This window comes from Candidatus Phyllobacterium onerii, from assembly GCF_028331445.1.
In the GTDB taxonomy this organism is placed as follows: domain Bacteria; phylum Pseudomonadota; class Alphaproteobacteria; order Rhizobiales; family Rhizobiaceae; genus Phyllobacterium; species Phyllobacterium onerii.
Genome location: NZ_JAQMHX010000004.1, coordinates 123,911 through 143,577 on the forward strand (window position 1 = coordinate 123,911; position 19,667 = coordinate 143,577).

19 protein-coding genes and 1 tRNA gene are annotated in these 19,667 nt (G+C 56.5%); 16 read left to right on the forward strand and 4 right to left on the reverse strand.

Features of this window, described 5'->3' with window-relative positions; genetic code table 11:
* Positions 1 to 208 precede the first annotated feature (208 nt).
* The 6 genes from PHA01_RS10965 to PHA01_RS10990 all read left to right on the forward strand — a co-directional run bounded on the left by PHA01_RS10965 (position 209) and on the right by PHA01_RS10990 (position 7,693).
* A complete protein-coding gene (locus tag PHA01_RS10965) occupies positions 209 to 1,990 on the forward strand; it encodes a B12-binding domain-containing radical SAM protein (protein WP_271895317.1) in 1,782 nt (593 codons plus the stop codon).
* 93 nt (positions 1,991 to 2,083) lie between these two features.
* A complete protein-coding gene (locus tag PHA01_RS10970) occupies positions 2,084 to 4,207 on the forward strand; it encodes a hypothetical protein (RefSeq protein ID WP_271895319.1) in 2,124 nt (707 codons plus the stop codon).
* A gap of 523 nt (positions 4,208 to 4,730) precedes the next feature.
* Entirely contained in the window at positions 4,731 to 5,549 is an 819-nt protein-coding gene (locus PHA01_RS10975; RefSeq protein WP_271895321.1) for a transporter substrate-binding domain-containing protein, read from the forward strand.
* A 59-nt stretch (positions 5,550 to 5,608) separates the two neighbouring features.
* Positions 5,609 to 6,256, forward strand: a complete 648-nt coding sequence (locus PHA01_RS10980) for an amino acid ABC transporter permease (protein WP_271895324.1) — start codon at positions 5,609 to 5,611, stop codon at positions 6,254 to 6,256.
* A complete protein-coding gene (locus PHA01_RS10985; protein WP_271895327.1) occupies positions 6,256 to 6,918 on the forward strand; it encodes an amino acid ABC transporter permease in 663 nt (220 codons plus the stop codon). Before PHA01_RS10980 ends, PHA01_RS10985 begins: the two co-directional genes overlap by 1 nt.
* Position 6,919: 1 nt before the next feature.
* The gene (locus PHA01_RS10990) at positions 6,920 to 7,693 is read left to right on the forward strand and encodes an amino acid ABC transporter ATP-binding protein (protein WP_271895330.1); all 774 of its coding nucleotides are present in this window, start codon (positions 6,920 to 6,922) and stop codon (positions 7,691 to 7,693) included.
* A gap of 71 nt (positions 7,694 to 7,764) precedes the next feature.
* Here the strand turns inward: PHA01_RS10990 and PHA01_RS10995 are convergent, their stop codons facing one another.
* Positions 7,765 to 8,382, reverse strand: coding sequence for a Type 1 glutamine amidotransferase-like domain-containing protein (locus PHA01_RS10995; RefSeq protein WP_271895333.1), 618 nt, complete (start codon positions 8,380 to 8,382; stop codon positions 7,765 to 7,767).
* A 286-nt stretch (positions 8,383 to 8,668) separates the two neighbouring features.
* Here PHA01_RS10995 and PHA01_RS11000 point away from each other — a divergent pair, with 286 nt between their 5' ends.
* The 7 genes from PHA01_RS11000 to PHA01_RS11030 all read left to right on the forward strand — a co-directional run bounded on the left by PHA01_RS11000 (position 8,669) and on the right by PHA01_RS11030 (position 16,213).
* Entirely contained in the window at positions 8,669 to 9,553 is an 885-nt protein-coding gene (locus PHA01_RS11000) for an AraC family transcriptional regulator (protein WP_271895335.1), read from the forward strand.
* 181 nt (positions 9,554 to 9,734) lie between these two features.
* Positions 9,735 to 10,793: an ABC transporter substrate-binding protein gene (locus tag PHA01_RS11005; RefSeq protein WP_271895337.1), complete on the forward strand. Its 1,059-nt coding sequence runs from the start codon at positions 9,735 to 9,737 to the stop codon at positions 10,791 to 10,793.
* 81 nt (positions 10,794 to 10,874) lie between these two features.
* Positions 10,875 to 11,696, forward strand: a complete 822-nt coding sequence (locus PHA01_RS11010; RefSeq protein ID WP_271895339.1) for an ATP-binding cassette domain-containing protein — start codon at positions 10,875 to 10,877, stop codon at positions 11,694 to 11,696.
* Positions 11,693 to 12,952, forward strand: a complete 1,260-nt coding sequence (locus PHA01_RS11015; protein WP_271895341.1) for a sugar ABC transporter permease — start codon at positions 11,693 to 11,695, stop codon at positions 12,950 to 12,952. The genes PHA01_RS11010 and PHA01_RS11015 overlap by 4 nt, the downstream gene beginning before the upstream one ends.
* Before the next feature lie 28 nt (positions 12,953 to 12,980).
* The gene (locus PHA01_RS11020; protein WP_271895345.1) at positions 12,981 to 13,709 is read left to right on the forward strand and encodes an SDR family oxidoreductase; all 729 of its coding nucleotides are present in this window, start codon (positions 12,981 to 12,983) and stop codon (positions 13,707 to 13,709) included.
* Between the two features lie 2 nt (positions 13,710 to 13,711).
* On the forward strand, positions 13,712 to 15,352 hold the full coding sequence (locus tag PHA01_RS11025) for an FGGY-family carbohydrate kinase (protein ID WP_271895348.1): 1,641 nt from the start codon (positions 13,712 to 13,714) through the stop codon (positions 15,350 to 15,352).
* 75 nt (positions 15,353 to 15,427) lie between these two features.
* On the forward strand, positions 15,428 to 16,213 hold the full coding sequence (locus PHA01_RS11030) for an SDR family NAD(P)-dependent oxidoreductase (protein WP_271895351.1): 786 nt from the start codon (positions 15,428 to 15,430) through the stop codon (positions 16,211 to 16,213).
* Between the two features lie 133 nt (positions 16,214 to 16,346).
* Here PHA01_RS11030 and PHA01_RS11035 read toward each other — a convergent pair whose 3' ends face one another.
* Entirely contained in the window at positions 16,347 to 16,652 is a 306-nt protein-coding gene (locus PHA01_RS11035; RefSeq protein WP_271895354.1) for an I78 family peptidase inhibitor, read from the reverse strand.
* A gap of 54 nt (positions 16,653 to 16,706) precedes the next feature.
* Positions 16,707 to 16,797, reverse strand: a tRNA-Ser gene (locus tag PHA01_RS11040).
* Positions 16,798 to 17,170: 373 nt separating this feature from the next.
* Between PHA01_RS11040 and PHA01_RS11045 the strand changes: the two genes are divergently transcribed.
* The 3 genes from PHA01_RS11045 to PHA01_RS11055 all read left to right on the forward strand — a co-directional run bounded on the left by PHA01_RS11045 (position 17,171) and on the right by PHA01_RS11055 (position 19,445).
* A complete protein-coding gene (locus PHA01_RS11045) occupies positions 17,171 to 17,494 on the forward strand; it encodes a hypothetical protein (protein ID WP_271895355.1) in 324 nt (107 codons plus the stop codon).
* Positions 17,495 to 17,728: 234 nt separating this feature from the next.
* Positions 17,729 to 18,724: a BMP family lipoprotein gene (locus PHA01_RS11050; protein WP_271895357.1), complete on the forward strand. Its 996-nt coding sequence runs from the start codon at positions 17,729 to 17,731 to the stop codon at positions 18,722 to 18,724.
* A gap of 76 nt (positions 18,725 to 18,800) precedes the next feature.
* The gene (locus tag PHA01_RS11055; RefSeq protein WP_271895359.1) at positions 18,801 to 19,445 is read left to right on the forward strand and encodes a LysE family translocator; all 645 of its coding nucleotides are present in this window, start codon (positions 18,801 to 18,803) and stop codon (positions 19,443 to 19,445) included.
* On the opposite strand, the gene PHA01_RS11060 is transcribed toward PHA01_RS11055, so the two are convergent.
* Positions 19,446 to 19,658, reverse strand: a complete 213-nt coding sequence (locus tag PHA01_RS11060) for a SlyX family protein (protein WP_271895363.1) — start codon at positions 19,656 to 19,658, stop codon at positions 19,446 to 19,448.
* Positions 19,659 to 19,667 lie beyond the last annotated feature (9 nt).

The window sequence follows — 19,667 nt, forward strand, 5'->3', positions numbered from 1 at the left end:
TCATTTTTCCGCAGGTAAATCCAGTCTCGGTCATTATTGCGAAGGCTCCCCTCTAGACCGCAACAATTTCCACCAGTTCGAACGATTGTCTTCCACAAGACATTTATTGGAAAGTGCGATAGGATGAAATCAGTTATGCGTTATCAGCACCGACTGTTGTGATGTGCAGGGGTGCCTGCGGAACTTCCGCCAACCCCGAAAGACTGATTTGTCACATGTTTCAGAGGCTAGAAATCGACGCTTCCAGCTGATTCTAATCAAACCGTCGCACTACGACGACAACGGATATGTGATCCGTTGGTGGCGCGCTATGATTCCCTCGAATTCGCTCGCTGCTCTATACGGCATTGCCCTTGACTGCGCAGATCGTGAGGTACTCGGTGCGGATACTGCCATCGACATCACGGTCATCGACGAGACCAACACACGCGTCAATATTCCGATGCTCTTGGATCAGTTTCGGCGGAACGACAATTTTGGAATGGTCGCTCTGATTGGCGTTCAGTCCAATCAATATCCACGCGCTCTCGACATTGCCCGCCCCTTCCGCGATGCATCACTGCCCGTCGCCATGGGAGGCTTTCATGTGTCGGGTTGCTTGGCCATGCTTGATGGAAGCGCTGTCGGGCTCGACGCATGTCGCAAAATGGGCATTGCCATGTTTGCCGGCGAGGCCGAGGGCCGGCTGGAGACCGTGCTGCGCGATGCTGCGTCGGGCCAACTCCAATCGCTTTACAACTTCATGAATGACTTGCCGAGCATCGACGGTGCCCCTGTACCGTTCCTGCCCAAACGTTATATTGAGCACACACTCGGCCTCAGCGCGAGCTTCGATGCTGGACGCGGTTGTCCTTATCAATGTTCATTCTGTACAATCATCAATGTGCAGGGACGCAAATCGCGCTTTCGCTCGGCTGATGATGTCGAGAAACTGGTGCGCCTGAACTGGGCGAATGGCATCCACAAGTTCTTCATTACCGATGATAATTTTGCGCGAAACAAAGAGTGGGAAGCGATCTTCGATCGACTGATAGCTTTGAAAGAGAAGGAAGCGATCCCGCTTGGTTTGATGATCCAGGTCGATACGCTCTGCCACAGGATTGAAAACTTCATAGAGAAGGCGAAGCGCGCTGGTGTCACCCGCGTTTTCATCGGGTTGGAGAACGTCAACCCGGACAATCTCATCGCGGCAAAAAAGGCCCAGAACAAGATCACCGAATACCGCAAGATGCTGCTGGCGTGGAAGGAGCAGGGCATCATGACACTGGCTGGCTATATCCTCGGCTTTCCAGCGGACACGCCCGAAACGATCAGACGTGATATTGCGATCATTCAGGAAGAGCTCCCGATCGATGTCATTGAGTTCTTCTGCCTTACACCGCTGCCCGGATCGGAGGATCATCAGGTCCTGTGGAAGAGTGGCGTCGAGATGGACGCCGATCTCAACATTTACGATGTAGAGCATGTCTGCACCGCCCACGCCAAGATGACCAAGCGTGAATGGGAGGCCATTTATCGGGAGGCGTGGTTGCTCTACTACACACCGAAACACATGAAGACCCTGCTGCGTCGCGCGATTGCAACTGGCGTTCCAGTCGGCAGTCTTGTCAAGGTGCTCGTCACGTTCGCGACGATGGTCCCCCTTGAGCACGTGCATCCATTGCAGAGCGGTATACTGCGTTTGAAACGTCGGTCAGAACGACGGCCCGAATTGCCGCAGGAAAATCCCATGATCTTTTGGCCTCGCTTTGTTTGTGGAACGCTTGCCAAGCATGTCATCCTTGCCGCTACGATTGTCCGGCTGGTCTCGACGGGGTTCTTGATTTCGCAAAGCCCGGGCTCAAGGAAATACATGGATCGGGCATTGATGCCCGTCGGTGCTGATGATGAAGAGAAACTTGACCTCTTCACCAGAACGACAGGTGGTAGCGCGGCGGTGAAGCACGTGAAAAAGATTGCGCGGCTGACACACCCAGGTCAAGCCATCTGATGCGCACATGGATCCAAGTAGTGGGCTACCGGCTCCGGCAATAAATGCTATCATCTATTTGACACTGCAATCATCTGGCGTTGGGATCATGCCATGGGAACGGGCGCACGCGTCATCATTGCAATTGCATTATTTGCATCCATGGGTATCGGGTGGCTGGCACTTCAGGATTTAAGTTTCGAGCGTGACCGCACCCTATCGGAATGGAGATCACTGTCGGAAGCCGAAGACCTCCTGAGGCAGAAGCCCATTCCAGAAGCATGGCCGGCGGGCTTGTTCATTTCGGAGCGCGGATTGAACACCGCACTGGAAAGCCTGAAGGATGCACAAATTGCCTACGACCCCGAATTCAAGGCAGATGAGGACACCGTCGTACATCTGCGGAATGTCGCCGTCGACTTTCAACCTGGCTTTGCCTGGGCATTCCTTCGCCTTGACGCCCATTCGGATAAAAGGGATCTGACTGTAAAATTTGACGGCCAAGCCTCCCTCGTTTTCAAAGGCATAGAAGAAGAGGCAAATGGGGAAGCGCAAGCCGTCTTCGCTCTTTCTCTTTTGAGACTCGATCCCGAATTCGGATGGGGATGGTCCATTATCAAGTCGAGGAGCTATGCTAGCGACCTCATTGAAACGGGTCTCATGCCGAAGTTCACCGAAGCTTTCACCTTGAAGCTCCCGTTCAAAAACAGCTTCGCCTATGATTTGAAGCAGGATGTGACAGAGACAGTTCCAGTTCGCGATCCAAAAGATGAAAACTGGATCAAGGTTCAGATCGCCGTACCGCCAAACGAACTGGCGCAAAAAATTCACACCGCCAACGCTGTCGTCCTCGATGGCGGGATATGGCTGCTGACTGATTTCAACGAAAAACCAGTGGCAACCAGTATAGGTGAGCCCCCGCGCGAAATTCAGGATGACATCGTCAGAATGCGAAAAGATCTGGAGCGAATCCGGATACCCAAATTGAACGACGCCGATATTGCACTTTGGATAAACGGGACGGTGGCTCACCTGGTTCAAGACAAATTCAACCAGCTCCCTGCTGTAAACAGGACTGCAACCGTCAAGTCGGTGCAATTCAAGGGCCGGCTTGCCGATCAAAAATGGAACGCAGATGTTCTAGGTGGAGGCGGGGTTTTCGCCGAGCTTGCCGACCCAGGAGCGGTAGCGGCAACAATAGCGGTAAATGCAGTCGGCATATCTTGGACCAAAGGGCGACGCTTGAAGGTTTCGCTCAATGCGCAGGTCGACGCCAAGGCATCCGTAGATCTGCATGTCGACCCCTTGATAGGAAGAGGTGTCGGTACGACGGTCGACCTGCTCGGAAACACAGCTATAGCGTCCGGGTTCGATGCGGGCTTCGAAATAGGGGAGGTGGGTGGCAATACAGTCGTGATGCTAAAGCCCGACATCGGTTGCCGCGACATCAAGCTGGCGCTCAAGACAGACAGAAAAGCGGAGTTCGAGGAAGCTTGGGTATCGGTTCCGTCAGTCGGCGCAAACATTACTGTTCCGGTTGGCCTGCAGACCGCCCCGGATGTGCTGCTCTTGAGTGATTTGCCTTTTCAGAGACAGGGCCGAGGCCCGGATGGCAAACCGCTCAAGATCAAAGGCGGGGAAGACCACTTGCTGTTCACACCGGCGTGGGCCGAGGCCCAGTATGCACTCGTCCCAAAGCGGGTCGAAGGTGATGATGGAGGACTCTGGATAGCAGCCAATCTGACCGCCAAATTGCTTGGCTCCGAGTCGGCAGGTTACGATCGCGCTGCTGCAGAAAAGAAACTGGCTGCCACGGCGACCGGAGGACAGGTCAGGACCAACTGCCCGGGCGAACCTGGCTTCGCGCTGACGATCGGCGATCTCGAGTTTGGCGGCAACAAAGAGCTTGTGAAGTTCTTCCAGGAACGAGGATTGCCTTTGCCGCAGATATTAGGTGGATTGCCCGGCATTCCTGGCACGGGCCCGACGATACCATCCCCAATATCGCCCGTTCCAGGCCTCACGGTTCCGACACCATCCCCGATACCGTCCACTACCGATCCCACAATTCCGAATACACCGTCCCCGATATCGCCTATTCCCGATCCCGCGACGCCGAAAATACCGTCCCCTTTGCCGCCAACTTCCGACCCCACAATGCCGAAAATACCTTCCCCCCTACCGCCAACTCTCGGTCCGACGAGCAATCCGGTAGAAATGCTGCGCGATCTCTTTTGACTAAGACCTCGAACCAGCGGTGGGTGCAGGCCGAAACGGACTTGGAAGTTGCCTTGGTCGGATCGGTCTCCACATTAGTGGGAACTATGACTGCTTGTGGCGCGAAGCTGGCTTCACGCTGTCCAATGTTCCAGGTTGGTGCTCCAAACGTTGGATAACGTTTCATCGGAACCGCACTTATTAACGATGAGGATATGACGTCAATTTTCTTGCTTTCCCGCTTGGCTGAAACGTATGAGTAGACTCCCAAGTTCGGTCGCGTTGCCGAATCGCGGAAACAAGGACTTCTCTAGCGTTCAGGCATGGCAAGTCTTGCGTTGGCGAAGCAGAATAAGCAGGGGCGCTGCCCCTGTCGCTGTGGAGTGACCGGGCGATGAACGTGACACGCTGACGCCGCTCGAAGGTGGAAGCGGCCGATTGCGCGCAAAACACGTACGTCGGTCCGGTACTCTCTGATCTGGGATACGGTGACGCAGTGCGTGTTGGCCGTATCCATCCCGTTGGTTCAAAAGGAGCAACTGCAATGAACATTCACATGACCGTCAAAGGCACGCTTCTCGGCTTAGCCGCGTTTTGTTTTGCGAGCGCCGCCGGGGCCGACCAGCTTGCGGACATCAAGGCGGCCGGCAAGATCGTCACGGCCACCGATATGCACTACGCGCCCTTCGACATGTTGAACAACGGCACCTATGAGGGCATGACCAAGGATTTGTTCGATGAGGTTGCCAAAGAAATCGGGGCCGAGCCAGTGTATCAGGATATCCCCTGGACTGCCGAGCTGCCGGGACTTGAGGTCAAGAAGTTCGACATCGTGATCGCCCCGGTGACCATTACGCCGGAGCGGCTGGAGCGTTACGGCTTTACCTTGCCTATTGCTGATGCAACCGTCTCGCTGCTCAAGGCCGCGAACAACAGCGAACTTACCAAACCTGAAGACATCAAGGGCAAGACCGTCGGCGTCCAGCAGGGCACGGCGCAGTTCAAGCAGCTTGAGGCCTATGGCCAGAAGCTGGGCGGTGTGACGATCAAGGAATACGGCACCACGGACGAAGCTTATGCCGATCTCGCCGCCGGCCGCCTGGATGCGGTCGCAGGCTCACTTCCGAATCTCACCGCTCTCGTGAAGAGCCGCCCGGAGAGCTTTGCTCTCTTCACGCCAGCCCAGTTCGGTGAACCGAAATATTTCGCATGGGTTGTGCGCAAGGATGCTGACAGCGAAAGCTTCAACAAGGCAATCAACGCTGCGATGCTCAAGATGACCGACGACGGCCGCATCAAGGCTATCCAGGAAAAGTGGCTGGGCAGCTATACCGAATTGCCCCGCGAAGTTCCTACCAAATAAGTCGCGGGGGGGGGGGGGGGGGGGGCCCCCCCCCGCGCGCTTGGGCATAGTGAGGGTGGATGTTTTCCCTAGCGGTATTCTTTCAAAGCTTCGGGCCGTTGTTCTGGGCAGCGCGATATACACTGCTGATCTCGGTTTTGGGCATCGGATTGGGTATTGTGATTGGCACGCTGATTTGTGCCGCTCGCCTGTCGCCGTACCCGCCACTGCGCCGCTTTGCGGCCATTTGGGTCAGTTTCTTGCGCGGCGTGCCGCTGCTGGTGCAATTGCTGGTGTTCTACTATGCCTTGCCGGTTATCGGCCTGGACGTGCCAGCAATGGTCGCCGCCGTGGTGACCGTGGGCATCTGCGCCAGCGCTTATATCTCCGAAATCTGGCGCGGCGCGATCGCGGCGTTACCGAAAGGACAAGCTGAGGCTGCGGTCGCCATCGGCATGACGCCCGTCGACGTATGGACCCGGGTTATCCTCCCACAAGCCGTGACGCTATCGCTGCCGGCGTTGATCAATGAACTTATCCTGCTTGTGAAGGCGTCTTCACTGGTTTCGGTCGTCGGCATTCTCGAAATCACGCGCGCCAGCCAAGCGCAGGCCGCCACCACCTTCCGTCCGCTTGAAGTCTATATAGCGGCGGCCTGCATCTATCTGCTGATCAATCTGTGCCTGGCGGCGCTGGGACGTTATCTCGAACACAGGACGGCCGTCTGATGGAATGGAGCGTTCTGCAGCAATACGGCCCCTCGCTGCTGAAGGGCTTCGGCAATACCATCCTGTGCTGGGCGCTTGGCACGGTCTTCGGCATGGCGCTTGGCCTCGTCATCGCGCTCGTTCAACGCTATGCGCCACGCTGGGTGACATGGATCGTCCAGGCCTATATCGAAGTGATCCGCGGCACGCCCTTCCTCGTCCAGTTGTTCGTGCTCTACTATGGCGGTCCGCTCGTCGGCCTGCGCCTTGACGCGCTGCCTGCAGGCCTGCTGGGTCTGACGATCTATGGCAGTCCCTACTTCGCGGAGATATTTCGTTCGGGCTTCCGCGCCGTACCCGATGGCCAGATCGAGGCGGCCCGTGCGATCGGCATGTCCGAATCGGATATCGTGCGACGAATCCTACTGCCTCTGGGCCTGGTCTCTGCTCTGCCAGCGCTGGTAAACTTCTCGATTATCCTCACCAAGGAAACGGTCATTCTGTCGATTATAACCGTTCCCGAACTGCTGTATCAGGTGCAGCGCATGTCCGCCGAAACCTTCCGCTACGTGGAGGCAAACCTGGTGCTGGCGTTGTTCTTCTGGGGCCTGGTCGAGACGATCTCGCGCGTCGGACTCAGATTGGAAGCGCGCATCACGAAACATCTGATCGAAAGGACGTAAGATGCCTGCTGCGTCATCAGTCGAAATGCGCAAGGTCAACAAATACTACGACAAGTTTCAAGCGTTGAAAGACATTGATCTATCGATACCGCCAGGCAAGGTCACCTGTCTCATTGGCCCTTCGGGTTCGGGAAAGTCGACCCTTCTTCGCTGCATAAATTTCCTCGAAGAGTATGATTCCGGTGAAGTCCGCATTGACGGTCAGCTTATCGGCTATGATGCGCCCAACAAGAAGATGTCGGGCCGCAGGCTCCGCGAGATGCGCCGATCGATCGGCATGGTGTTCCAGCAGTTCAACCTCTGGCCGCACATGACCGCCAGGGAGAATGTGGCTGAGGGGTTGATCCGCGTGCGCCGAATATCGAAAGCCGATGCGGATCGGCGTGCCAGCGAGGCGCTGGCCAAGGTTGGACTGGCAGACAAGAGCGCAAGCCATCCATCGCGGCTTTCCGGCGGTCAGCAACAGCGCGTTGCAATTGCCCGCGCAATCGCCATGGAACCCAGGCTGATGCTTTTCGATGAGCCGACATCCGCGCTTGACCCGGAACTTGTGGGCGAGGTGCTGAGCGTCATGAGGACGTTGGCTGGAGAGGGGATGACGATGGTGGTGGTAACGCATGAAATGGGTTTCGCCGCCCATGTTGCGGATCAGGTGGGCTTCATGGAAAAAGGCGAACTGGTCAGCGTGGACAGCCCCGATCGCATCCTGCATCATCCCGAAGATCCGCGTATTCAGTCGTTCCTGCGTACCTATCACGAGCGCAACAGCTTTTAAGTCAACAAGCGTTAAGGCTTCCCAGCTGGCGCGAAGCGGTATTTTGTTTTTGTGAGAAAGGCTAGCTAGCCTCAAATCACCCTGAATGAATCGCCCACAACGTGGATGACCTGATCATCGTTGAGGCCGAGGCACATCGTCCCGTTGCCTTCAAACGCGTTGTAGGTTTTCTGAACCAAAGCCCTGAAGCTGGCATGATCCATGTGTGGCAGGATCGAGAAATTCACCAGGTTGAGACCAATATCGTTGTTTTGCTCCGCCTTTGATCGGTCGTCCAGGGCGTCCGCATAACCGATGTCCGGCGTCACGACAATCGAGCCGGCGCTTGAGCCAATATAGACCAGTCCTTCCCCAATCCGTTCGCGCACGTGATCAAAGAAGCCGCTTTTGCGCATTTGGTCGAGGAGGTAGAAGGTGTTACCTCCGCTCATGTAAACGGCACTGACCTTGCAGAGAGCGGCCTTCACCTCATCCGCCGTCTTGCCAACGAGATCATAGTCAATAACCTCAAAACCGATTTCTTCAAATGGGCGGTAGTGGCCCTCGTAATCCGGCTTCCATCCTTCGCCGTAAGCCGCAGTGGGAACGATCATGAGTTTCGTGCCCGCAAATCTGTCCGCGAGGATCGAACGGATTTTTGGAAAACCTGAGGTGAGCTCGGACGCGAGCAATAGTTCCTGCGATTTCATAGACCTTTGATGAATCGCCGGGCCGAAGATGTCAACATCGGCACTATTGCCGTGGGCGCTTCGGTGGTTGCCTTGTAATGGCAATCGGACAGTCGCCTTCCTGTTCGCATGTGCGAAACGGCGCTTCTTTCGAAGCAAAATGTCAAAAAAGTATCAATCATGTGGCGCTACCGTAGTAGCCTTCGGGCTATATGACAGCTACGTTCCAAGCGCGCTTGTGAAAATGCTTCTGGGAGGAGGCGTCCTGTTAGGACCGCAAGTTGAGAGGCGCAAGGAGGAGATTCAAGTGAATCCAGATTTGGAAGTCGTCCAGATCGGCCGCGGCGAGTCGTTCAAGGCTTGGGAGCACGGCTATCCCTTCCACACCGTGCGCTGGCACTTTCATCCGGAATACGAAATACATCACGTCGTCGCGACAACCGGGAGATATTTCGTAGGCGACTTCATCGGTGAGTTCGAACCGGACAATCTGGTTCTCACCGGCCCCAATTTGCCGCATAACTGGGTAAGCAACATTCCTGCCGGCACCTGCATACCCTTGCGGGGCAGGGTGGTGCAATTCAACGAAGCGTTCATAACGGACGCCACCAACGTCTTTCCCGAGCTGGCGGCGTGCCTGCCCATGTTGGAGCTCAGTCGGCGCGGAGCGCTGTTTTCCGCAGCGACGGCAGGTGCGGTCGGACCGATGTTGAAGGAACTTGTGGCAGCCAAAGGCTTGCGGCGCATCGAACTCTTTATCGGGGTGTTGAATGCAATGAGTTCCGCGACGGGAACGCGTTCGCTGGCAAGCTCGCGATACATGCCCGATCCGTCTGGATTCATGTCGGCTGGCGTCAACCAGGCTCTTTTGTACATCAACAGCCACCTGACCGAACCCTTCAGCGAGGGGGATCTCGCTGGCCTGACGGGACAAAGCGCCAGTGCTTTCTCGCGCAGTTTTCGCCGCCACACCGGCATGGCGCTCGTCCAGTACGTCAATCGGCTGCGCATTAATTTCGCGTGCCATCTGCTTATGAGCGAGCCCGCAATGACCATTACCGACATCTGTTTCGCGGCGGGTTTCAACAATATTTCCAACTTCAATCGCCATTTCCTGGCGCAAAAGGGGATGGCCCCTTCGCGCTTTAAAACATTATTGGCACAGAACGTTAGAGCGGTGGAGGCCGCATAAGAGGAGGAAAGGGAGGACCAAAATCGGCGAGAAGTGCGGAGCGCAGCTGCGCGCCGTCGGAATCGCTATGCCAATTTCTGGATGGCAAACGGCAAGTCATCGCCCATGGCCAGCTTCAACATGCTTTAGAATGAAAGCGGGAACGCAGAAAACCATCATCAAACGACAAGGGAGAAATTCTATGACGAGAATCGCAATTAAAATGACAGGAGCCGCAGCGCTTGTCGCCGGTCTTCTCGGAGGGACATCGGCATTTGCCCAGTCCGGCGCTACAGTGGCTTTTCTCATGCCGGACCAAGCGTCGACTAGATATGAGGAGCACGACGCTCCCGGATTCGTGGCCGAAATGAAAAAGCTATGCGCTGACTGCAAGGTACTCTACCAGAACGCCGATGCGGACGCTTCACGTCAGCAGCAGCAATTTAACTCCGTCGTCTCACAGGGCGCAAAGGTCATTGTGCTCGATCCTGTCGACTCCACGGCGGCCGCATCGCTGGTCAAGCAGGCCCAAGCGCAAGGCATCAAGGTCATTGCTTACGACCGGCCCATTCCGGACGCAAAGGCCGACTTCTACGTTTCCTTCAACAATGAAGGCATCGGCAAGGCGATCGCCGATTCACTGGTCGAGCATCTGAAGGCAAAGGGGGTGGCTGCTGCGGACGGCGGCGTGTTGCAGATCAACGGCTCCCCGACCGATGCAGCGGCAGGACTGATCAAAAAGGGTATTCATGCCGGTCTGGACAACAGCGGCTATAAAATCCTGGCTGAATACGACACGCCGGAATGGGCTCCGCCAAAGGCGCAGCAATGGACGAGCGGGCAAGTCACTCGCTTCGGAAAGAAAATCGTGGGGATTGTCGCGGCGAACGACGGAACCGGCGGTGGGGCGATCGCAGCTTTGAAGGCAGCCGGTGTGGATCCGGTACCGCCGGTGACCGGCAACGACGCGACGATTGCAGCGCTCCAGCTGATCATCTCGGGGGACCAGTACAACACGATTTCCAAGCCCAGCGAAATCGTCGCGGCTGCAGCAGCCAACGCTGCAGTGAAATTGCTGGCAGGCGAGACGCCAAAGGCTGACGTCACTTTGTACGACACCCCGTCCCAGCTGTTCATTCCCGCCGTCGTTACGGCCGAGAACCTGAAAGCGGAGATCATCGACAAGAACATCATGAAAGCTGAACAGCTTTGCGTCGATCGCTATGCCGAGGGATGCAAGAAGTTAGGCATTGGTGGATGAATTGATGAAGCGGAAGTTCCGGCCGCGGTGCGCGCGGCCGGAACTTCCCTCGTCCAGCCCTATCGGAAAGGCCTGCCGCGAATGACCGAAACCGTCGATCGAAAAACGCCTGCGGGCGAAATGGTGCTTAGCCTACGGGGCATCTCCAAGAGTTTTGGCGCTGTTTCGGCGCTCACCGACATTGATCTCGATGTCCATGCGGGCGAGGTCGTTGCCCTCGTCGGCGACAACGGAGCCGGGAAATCAACCTTGGTGAAGACGCTCGCGGGCGTGCATCAACCGACAGCTGGAACGATCACCTTCCGTGGCCAGCCCGTCACGATGACTGACCCGAGCGCCGCGCTTAACCTCGGCATCGCCACGGTGTTCCAGGACCTGGCGCTATGCGAGAACCTGGACGTCGTCGCCAACATTTTTCTGGGACGCGAGCTCAAACCGATGCAGCTTGACGAAACGGCGATGGAAGTCAGGTCCTGGACCCTGCTGAACGAACTTTCCGCGCGAATCCCGAGCGTCCGCATTCCAATCGCGTCGCTCTCCGGGGGCCAGCGCCAAACCGTTGCAATCGCCAGGTCGCTACTACTCGAACCGAAACTTATTCTCCTTGACGAGCCAACCGCTGCCCTGGGCGTAGCGCAGACCGCCGAAGTACTGAACCTGATCGAAAGAGTACGGGATCGCGGACTCGGCGTCATCATGATCAGCCACAACATGGAAGACGTCCGTGCCGTTGCCGACCGGATCGTCGTCCTGAGGCTCGGCCGCAACAATGGTGTGTTCTATCCTGATGCGACGAACCAAGAACTGGTTGGTGCAATCACCGGCGCAGTCGACAACTCTGTCACGCGAAGGGAAGAGCGGCGTCACGCCGAGCAACAGCTTTCTGAAGGGGGACAGCTATGACGGGCAACGTCAACGACAATGCGCTCCCAGCCGTTATGTTGGATCGCAGCGACGAGCGCCTGAAGCACGAAGCGGGTATTGGCGGCGCCGTCCGCGGCTTCATCGATCGCGTGCGGTCGGGCGACCTCGGTTCGCTTCCCGTCGTGGTCGGCCTGGTATTGATATGGACAGTATTTGCCAGCCTCAATCCGATATTTCTGTCGAGCAACAATCTTGTCAACCTGTTGTTCGACTGCTCGACAGTCGGCGTCATCGCACTCGGTATCGTGTGCGTGCTTATGGTAGGTGAGATCGATCTGTCCGTAGGATCGATCAGTGGCTTTGCCTCGGCCATCGTTGGCACACTATGGGTCAACCAAGGTTGGCCAGTTGCCCTGGCCATCCTGGCCGCCGTTGCCGTCGGGGGTCTCATCGGGTCGCTTTATGCGCTTTTGTACAATCGCCTGGGTATGCCAAGCTTCGTCGCGACGCTTTCCGGTTTGCTGGCGGTCCTGGGGATGCAGCTTTATATCCTCGGCTCCACCGGCTCGATCAACCTGCCGTACGGGTCGGCTATGGTCAATTTCGGGCAGATGTTGGTGATGCCCCGCCTTTTGGCCCATGTCCTCGCTGTGGTCCCCGGCGTGGTGATGCTCGCGACGGGCATTCGCACGATTTCTCGCCGCCGCGAAGCCAATCTCTCCGCGCCGTCTTTGGGAAGCATTGTCCTTCGTGCCGTTGCCACAACATTGGTGCTGGAGATCATCGTCCTCTACCTGAACCAGGATCGTGGTATTCCCTGGATGTTCGGTCTTTTCGTGGGATTGGTGATGTTGATGAATTATGCGTTGACGCGCACCCAGTGGGGCCGGTCAATGACAGCGGTAGGCGGAAACCGCGAGGCCGCTCGCCGTGCCGGCATCAACGTCCGGCGCATCTACGCCAGCGCCTTCGTGCTCTGTTCGATGTTGGCGGCACTCGGCGGCGTGCTTTCAGCGTCCCGCCTGGCGTCTGCAAGCCAGCAAGCCGGTACCGGCGACGTCAATCTCAATGCGATAGCAGCGGCTGTCATCGGTGGAACGAGCCTGTTCGGCGGACGGGGCAATGCTTACTCAGCGCTGCTCGGCATCATCGTGATCCAGTCGATCGCCAACGGCCTGACGCTTCTCGATCTGTCATCTTCCCTTCGGTACATGATCACGGGCGGTGTCCTTGCAATCGCCGTCATCGTCGACTCTTTGGCGCGCCGGTCGAGAGTTTCCCACGGTCGCGCTTGATGCAACGTTCTAACAAGTAAGGTTTGCCATGAAACAGGAACTGTCAGGAAAGGTCGCAGCCATTACCGGGGCAGCCTCTGGAATCGGCCTCGAATGTGCCAAATATCTACTGCGCGAAGGGGTCAGTGTCGCCCTCGTTGACAGGGCAGAGGACGCCTTGAACAAATTATGTTCCGACTTGGGGCCACAAGCCCATCCCGTGGTCGTCGACCTGACAAAGCCGGCCGAAGTTTCGACAATGCTTCCACGTATCCTGGAGAAGTTCGGGCGTCTCGATATCTTCCACGCCAATGCCGGCTCTTACGTGGGCGGGGAAGTTGTGGATGGAGACCCGGATGTCTGGGACCGAATGCTCAACCTCAACATCAACGCTGCATTCCGATCGGTCCAAGCCGTGCTGCCTCATATGGTTGAGCGCAAAACTGGCGATATCATCATGACCAGCTCCATCGCCGGTCTGGTTCCGGTGGTAGGGGAACCGATCTACACAGCATCAAAATATGCGGTGCAAGCATTCGTCCATACGGTTCGACGCCAGGTGGTAAAGCACGGCATCCGGGTAGGTGCGGTAGCGCCAGGCCCGGTAATAACCGCTTTGATTAGCGACTGGCCAAAGGAGAAGCTCGACGACGCGATCGCGGCGGGAGGGCTGATGGAAGCAAGCGAAGTGGCGGAGGCAGTATTGTTCATGTTGTCCAGACCGCGCAACGTTACCATCCGCGATATGGTCATTCTGCCCTTCAGTTCGGACTTGTGAAGATGGCCGCCCACTTCATCGGCGTCGACGTAGGGACGGGCAGCGCTCGCGCGGGGGTCTTTGACGAGGACGGCAATCTGCTTGCCGTGGCGAAGCGTCCGATCAACATCTGGCAAGAGGCAGGGGACGTCGTCGAGCAATCGAGTGAAGATATCTGGAGTGCAGTGTCCACAAGCGTGAGGGAGGCAGTGGCGGGTTCCGGCGTCGATACGGCGGACATTCGGGGTCTGGGATTCGACGCCACATGTTCGCTCGTCGCGGTCGCAGCCGATGGCTCCCCGGTTGCGGTTGGAAGTTCAGGCGATCCGAAGAGAAACATCGTTGTTTGGATGGACCACCGCGCCGCTGGCGAAGCAGAAGAGATCAATGCCGGCGGGCACGAAGTCCTGAGGTACGTAGGTGGTCGCATCTCACCTGAAATGGAGACGCCGAAACTTTTGTGGTTGAAGCGCAATCTTCCGAACTCTTTTGCTGCCGCCGGGCATTTTTTCGACCTCGCCGATTATCTGACATGGCGGGCAACCGGCTCGTTGACGCGCTCCACCTGCACCGTCACGTGTAAGTGGACCTATCTTGCCCACGAAAATCGCTGGGACTCGGACTATTTCAACAAGATCGGTTTGGAGGAACTGGTTGCGGAGCGTTTCGCCAGAATTGGGACCGAGATCGCGCAGCCGGGTACCCCGCTGGGTTCCGGTTTGAATGAATCGGCCGCTGCGGAGTTGGGATTGCATCCGGGGACCGCGGTCGCCGCATCTCTGATCGATGCGCATGCCGGCGGCCTCGGGACTTTGGGAGCGGCGGGAGAAGGGGTGACCTCGGACATCGGTCGCCGGCTTGCCTACGTATTCGGCACCTCGGCTTGTTCCATGGCGTCCAGTCAAAAGCCAGTTTTTGTAAATGGCGTATGGGGGCCATACTTTTCCGCCATGATCCCGGATCTATGGCTCAACGAAGGCGGACAATCGGCCGCCGGTGCTGCGATCGACCACCTCGTGGCAATGCACCCAGCGTCGGCATCGGCCGCCGAGCTTGCCGAAGCGGCCGGGACATCGCTAGTCGGTTGGCTTGAGGCAGAGGTGTCCAAAATGTGCAGCAACCCAGAGGATGTTATGGCTCTGGCACATCGGATTCACGTCGTTCCGGAATTTCTGGGAAACAGATCGCCAAACGCCGATCCGGATGCACGCGCAGTCATAGCTGGTTTAAGCCTTGATGCGGGAATACCCGACCTCGTCGCTTTGTACATCGCAGGGCTCTGCGGAATCTGCTACGGGCTCAAACAGCTTCTGGTCAAATTGGGCGAAGATGGAATTCCGATCGACCTTATCATGGCAAGCGGCGGCGCGGCGCAGAGCGACCTTGTGCGGCAGCTGTTGGCCGACGCTACAGGTGTCCAGGTGGCGGTGATTGACAACCCTGAGCCTGTTTTGCTCGGCTCGGCCATGCTGGCCGCGGTGGCTTCTGGTCATCGCGCGAACTTGGCCAATGCGATGACGACCATGTCAAGGATATCAAGGGTCTTCGAGCCCGCTCAAGGTACACTCAAGAGGGTCCACGAAACACGCTATAGCATCTTCAAAAGGCTGCAGTCGGTCGATCGGGAGATAAGGACGGAGCTTCGGATGGGATTGCAGCAGTAGAGCTGGAACTTTACTCGACGTGCCAGCTATCCTATCGCTTGGTGGGATGTGAATTTATCACTCCGGAGGAGTATCATGGCAAATCAGCTTAAACATGCCCCGGATTTTGGCCTTGCAGGAAAAGTGACTTTGGTGACTGGCGCATCTCGCGGGATAGGCAGAGCTTGCGCCCTCGCGTGCGCTGCCGCAGGCTCCGATATTGTTCTTGGACTGCGTAACGTTGCTGCGTCCAAGGAACTGATCGAGGAGATAGAAGGTATGGGACGGAAAGTCCTTCCCGTCCAGCTGGATATTTCACAACGAGATCAGATAGAGACGTCCATCGCCAAGGCGATCGAGAGCTTCGGACGGATTGATGTTCTGGTGAACAATGTCGGCGTAGCACCCGGTGATCTTGCAGAGCGTGTTGCTGAGGCAGATGTGGATGAGATTCTCCAGGTGAACATCAAGGGCACGTTCCTGATGACCCAAACCGTTGGCCGGCAGATGATCGCACAAAAGGCAGGCCGCATCATCAGCATAAGCTCCCAGGCTGGTACGGTGACGCTTCGCGGCGAGGCAATCTATTGTATGAGCAAGGCCGCCATAAATCACCTGATGCGTTGTCTCGCAGGTGAGTGGGCGCAGCACGGTATCACAGTCAACACTGTCGCGCCGACATTCGTATGGACCGACGGAACAAGGCCCGCACTGGCTGATAAAGACTTTTATAACAGAACACTCGCACATATTCCCATGGGCCGGATCGGCGAAACGAATGATGTTGTGGGTGCCGTCGTATTTCTAGCGTCCCCGGCAGCCTCCCTCATCACGGGACTAAATTTGCTGGTCGATGGCGGATGGTCCATATCATCGAAGTAACCGGCAAATGCCAATCTGGAGTTCACGAATGCTGTTGCGCGCTTTTGGCGCAAAGTCGACTTTCAAATATATAAGTTAGACGTTCTAGCAGCAGATCGGCGATTGTGGATTCTTAGGCACCAGTCGGATTCGACTAGCCGCAGACGGCTCGCACAACGATACCATGACCGTCAACTTCCATTGTCAGCCGGTTCTTCTGGAAATCTTGCGTAACCATATCTCCAGGCGATATTCGGCGTACCGTAACTGCTCCCGTGACTGACTTTGCCTCGCTTTCCATTACGCCCGACCGTCCAACGAGTGTCTGTGCAGCAATTGGATTGCAGCGATCCACAGAACCACCGCCATTGGCATTGTTGCCATTGGCGGTGCAGGCGACAAGGCTGAGAGAAAAGAAGAACAAGGCAGTCGTAGTCATAAGAAGACGTTGCTTGGACATTGGACCGCTCACCAAAAGCATTGAAATCATTACGTTTATGGGTAAAAAAGTAGCTGGCGGAGAGAGCGGGATTCGAACCCGCGTTACGCTTTTGACGTAAACACACTTTCCAGGCGTGCGCCTTCAACCACTCGGCCACCTCTCCGCAATACGGCCGGCATCTGGCCGGTCGGGTTGTTTTACTGCAGCCGGAAAAACCGGCTTCAAGAGCACCGTCAACCATCGGTCACTCAGATCTGGATAGGCACGCGACACCCGTCGATGGTTAGCCGACAGCGACCCCGTGCGGCGCGCACTATAGTCAGAACAGGCACTTGATCAACACCTATTTCAACATAATCATGCTTTGTGTGGATTTGCCGGATTTCCCGCTGAAATTGCTGGGAATTTTCTCGAATAATTCATCGTATCCCGTCAAAATGCCGGTAAAAGTGAATTCATGTGGCCTTGATCCGGCGCTACCATGTTATTCCATCAGTCAGAGACCCGGTTGTGTTACCGTATTTTTGGAGACCATTGTGATCCGATTTATGTTCAGGCTTCTCGCCTATATCGCTTTGAGCCTGGCTATCATTGCCGCTGTTCTCGATGCCGCACGTTCCGTCGGGGCATCGCAATTGACCATGACATCGCTGCAGGAAAGCTGGCAGTCTATTTCCGCCTCCTCGCTCGCCCTGGCCGAAACAAGCATCAAAACCCACATTTATCCTATCCTGTGGGACCCTTTGATGCTTTGGATACTCGAGGCGCCAACCTTCGTTATTTTCGCGCTGCTCGCATTTCTGTTCTATGCAATGGGTTATAAACGCGAGAACAGGGCCGGTCGTTTCGCCGCCCGTTGAGCATCCGATGCCGGTAGCCCGTATTTCACGTCCCCGCTAGGTGCGAGAACGATCTAACAGACTGACTTGACTGTATTTTTGGAGGATCTTTGACCAAGAGGCAAAATTCCGCGTGAATTTTGCCTCTTGGCATGCAAGATTGCTTCCGGGGCGGCTGGGAGTGACCATCCGCAACGATTTTAAGGTTCGACAGAAGTTGGACCTGCTCAACAAAATCCAGAGGGTTGGTATCAAATGAAGCGTATTGTTCTTGGTCTCCTGGCTGCCACAGCAATGTCCGTCTCGGCCTTTGCTGCGGATGACAAGCCGGCCGTCATTTACGATCTTGGCGGAAAATTCGACAAATCCTTCAACGAAGCTGCGTTCAATGGTGCCGAAAAATATACGGCCGACTCCGGCGTCAAATATCGCGAGTTCGAAATCCAGAACGAGGCGCAGCGCGAACAGGCTTTGCGCAAATTCGCATCGGATGGCAATTCCCCTATCGTTATCGCGGGTTTCTCCGCCGCTGCTGCGATCGAAAAGGTCGCTGCAGAGTTTCCTGATACCAAATTTGTCATTATCGATGCGGAAGTCGACAAGCCGAACGTGCGCTCCGTTGTGTTCAATGACAATGAGGGATCCTATCTTGTTGGCGTGATCGCGGCAAAATCGTCGAAAACCGGAACTGTCAGCTTCATCGGCGGTATGGACGTCCCGCTCATCCGCAATTTCGGTTGCGGCTATGTTGGCGGCGTCAAGGCCACCAACCCCGACGCCAAGGTTATCCAGAACATGACCGGGGATACGCCTGCGGCATGGAATGATCCGGCCAAGGGCGGCGAAATCGCCAAGTCACAGATCGATCAGGGTTCGGACGTGATCTTCGCGGCTGCGGGCGGCACGGGCATCGGCGTTCTGCAAACGGCTGCCGACGCTGACAAATTGGCAATCGGCGTCGATTCCAATCAGAACGGCCTGCATCCGGGCAAGGTTTTGACCTCGATGCTCAAGCGGGTCGATGTTGCGACCTATAACGCCTTCAAAGACGCTGCGGATGGCAAGTTCACAGCCGGCGTCAATGTCCTCGGTGTCAAGGAAGGCGGCGTCGACTATGCGGTCGACGAGAACAACGCCAAACTGATGACTGACGATGTCAAGACGGCTGTCGAAGCTGCCAAGGCGGATATCATTTCCGGCAAGGTCAAGGTTCACAGCTATTTCTCGGACAATGCCTGCCCGTACAAATAGGCTTTGCTAGTCATTGAACCGCCGGTCATATGATCGGCGGTTTTTGCTCGAAGATTGCATGAAAGGAGAATGCCCCATGACAGCAGTTGCCGTTCTTTTCAGCATCCTCGCCACGATTTTTATTGGCGCGATGAGTCCCGGTCCAAGCTTCGTGCTTGTCTCACGCGTTGCCATCGCATCGTCGCGAACGCATGGTCTCGCTTCGGCTTTGGGCATGGGTCTGGGCGGCGCCATATTTGCGGCGCTCGCCGTCCTTGGTCTCACGGCATTGTTGATGCAGTTCGAGTGGCTCTATCTTATTCTCAAGCTGCTTGGCGGAGCCTACCTGATCTACATCGGTATCCGCATCTGGCGCGGAGCGTCCGAACCACTGACGACGACCTCAGGCGCTGGCGAAACCGCGAAGGCCATATCCGTTTCCCGCGCGTTTTTCCTCGGGCTGATCACACAGCTTAGCAACCCCAAGACGTCGATCGTCTATGCCAGCATCTTTGCCGCTCTCATGCCACCTTCGCCGCCGCTATGGCTCCTGTTAGCGTTGCCGCCGATGCTGTTTTGCGTCGAAGCCGGCTGGTACGCGGTCGTTGCCTTTGCTTTTTCAGGTTCTCGCGCGCGGTCAGTCTATATCCGGCTGAAACAGTGGATCGATCGCGGCGCGGGTATGGTGATGGGAGCGTTGGGCATCAAACTTATGGTCGAAGCACTGAAGGCCAAGCCGTAGTCAGTAGTGCGGCGGTTTGGTCACGGGAACATCGGGCGCCGTCTGCTCCTCTAGAACCAGAAATCGATCCGTCAGTGCGTCGAGCTTGCGGCGCATGGCCTCGATCACTTTCCATTGCTCCGCGATCTGGCTGGAAAGCTCCTCGACGGTTTTCTCATGCTCCGTCACAAGAATTTCGAGGCGGGTCAAACGCTCCGGGTCGTCGGCTGTCATTGCTCGTCT